The sequence below is a fragment of the Nocardioides sp. genome, assembly GCF_031422975.1.
Taxonomy (GTDB): domain Bacteria; phylum Actinomycetota; class Actinomycetes; order Propionibacteriales; family Nocardioidaceae; genus Nocardioides.
In genome coordinates, this window is sequence record NZ_JANPEO010000246.1 from 1 (window position 1) to 1990 (window position 1990).

The 1990-nt window shown below is 66.8% G+C and carries 2 protein-coding genes; both read left to right on the forward strand.

Annotation, left to right across the window (positions count from 1 at the left end; all coding sequences use genetic code 11):
* Positions 1-667, forward strand: a 667-nt coding sequence (locus RMO85_RS07330) for a CPBP family intramembrane glutamic endopeptidase (protein WP_310528049.1), incomplete at its 5' end; no start/stop codon positions are given.
* A 389-nt stretch (positions 668-1056) separates the two neighbouring features.
* Positions 1057-1665 (forward strand): hypothetical protein, encoded by a 609-nt coding sequence (locus RMO85_RS07335; protein WP_310528050.1) that lies wholly within the window; start codon positions 1057-1059, stop codon positions 1663-1665.
* Positions 1666-1990: the final 325 nt, after the last annotated feature.

Here is a 1990-nt window from a genome sequence, read left to right on the forward strand (position 1 = left end):
GCTCCTCCTGGGCCTGGTGCTGGTGGGCGGCGCCTATGTCCTCCTGCTTGGGACCGGCTGGCTTAGGTTCAGCGAGACGTTCGTCAACCCCCAGGGGCTGCCGTTCGTCGCGGCGATGCTCGTCGACGTGCTCATCGTCGTGGGCATCGCCGGCTGGGAGGAGATGGTCTTCCGCGGCTACCTGGTCAAGAACGTCGCCGAGGGTCTCTCCGGCGGAGTCCTCGGCGCGAGGTGGGGGACGGTGGTCGCGGTGCTCATTCCCGGGGCGTTCTTCGGGTGGCTTCATGCCACCAGCGCGAACGCCACGGTGCTGAGCGTCGTCAACATTGGTTTCGTCGGGATCCTGTTCGGTGTCGCATACGTGCTGACCGGCGAGCTGGCTCTTCCGCTCGGCCTGCACCTGGCCTGGGACTTCACCCAGGGGTTCGGCTTCGGGCGCAGCCCGGACCCGGCAGCGCTGGGGACGTTCCTACTCGTGGAGGAAGGGAACGCCGAAGCGAGGCTGTGGACAGGATGGCCCAACGGGTTCGAGAGCGGGCTGGTCGCCACGGCGATGCTCGCCCTGGGCTTCGTGCTGATCCTCGCGTGGGTCCAGTACCGGCGCGGCATCGTCGAGGTGCAGCCGTCCGTGACACAGGCACCCGTGCGCGCCGCGGCGGCACGATGAGCAGGCACGGTAGGCGTGCCGCGACAGCGCCACGGTCACACTGTCGACACACGCACCGCACCACTGTTCGCCTATACCCGGATGCGACGTAGCGGGCAAACCGTAGCCGCCACTCCCGCCGCGTCCGGAATCGTTGCGGCGATATCGACGCGGTGGCTACGACGTGGCCACCGCCCAGCTGGTGCCGCCAGGTCGGGAGACTTCGGCCATACCCACGCGTGAGCCCGTGCCGTTGGCAATCCACGCGATATGGGCAGTGCACGCACGCGACTGGGCTGGGTCTGGCGGCGCGACAGCGGTTGGAGCGCCGTTCAGGAGTAGCGCCAGAGCGGGTGTCCCAAGCGCGTCGCTCCGCCGCCTGTCGGCGCACCCGAGCGACCGGATCTGCGATGAGCGCGCACCTTGATGCTTCCGTCGAAACACCCGACCATGAAGCCAACAGGTTGTCGTCCGGAACGGGGAATGGGGATGCGCGCAACGAGATGGTCGATTCGCCAACTGGCTACGTTGACAGTGGCCTGCTCCCGGCAGCGGCCGCTGCGCCAGCCACGGCGGACACCAAGGTGTTCGACAACCCCGTCGGAGACTCGACCTTCGTGGACATCTCGCGCGTCCGGGTCATCCATCGTGACTCGGTGATCGTGCGCGTCCGGTCGGCTGTGCCGCTGACAGCCGGACAGCTCTACGCCTTCTGGATCGACGCCGGCCACGGTCGACGCCCGGACTACTACGTCGACTTCCGACCCAACACGGGCTTCGACGAGGTGCTACGACGCGTGCGTTACTTCGGGGATCGTCGGTCTCGGTTCGTTCAGTGCCCGGGAATGCGGCTTCGCGCCGATATCCTTACCTCCAAGCCGGTGTCGATCCGAATCCCGCGACGTTGCCTGACAAACCCAGGACGCGTCCGGGTCGCCGTGCAGTTCAAGGACGAGAGCGCGGACACCGTGGACTGGGCTGCGGATCGCCGAACCTTCGGACCTTGGGTGAAGCGATAGCACACACGAGGGAACTGAAATCTGGTAGCGCGGGCTGAGGACCCGCGCCACACGCGGCTACTAGACGATTCCGTTAGGACTGACGTCTGCCAGACTCGGTCTAGGTGATCGGCGGGCAGCTCTCCATGCGGCTGCCCACCGGCTGTTCTGGTGTGGCTCACTATCGGTCTGCGGCCCGCCGGTCACCGTGACGAGGCGTGGCTCAAGAAGGGACTGCCCTGCTCGTAGTAGCAATGCCCACCTCGCCGTCCATATCGGATCGAGCACAGGCGGGAGCAGCACATGGAACAGCACTCAGAGCACGCGATCATCGGGGTCGATCCCC

Bases quoted from the DNA above. Each gene is read 5' to 3' on its own strand.
- RMO85_RS07335 (WP_310528050.1), top strand. From the start codon at position 1,057: ATGAGCGCGCACCTTGATGCTTCCGTCGAAACACCCGACCATGAAGCC.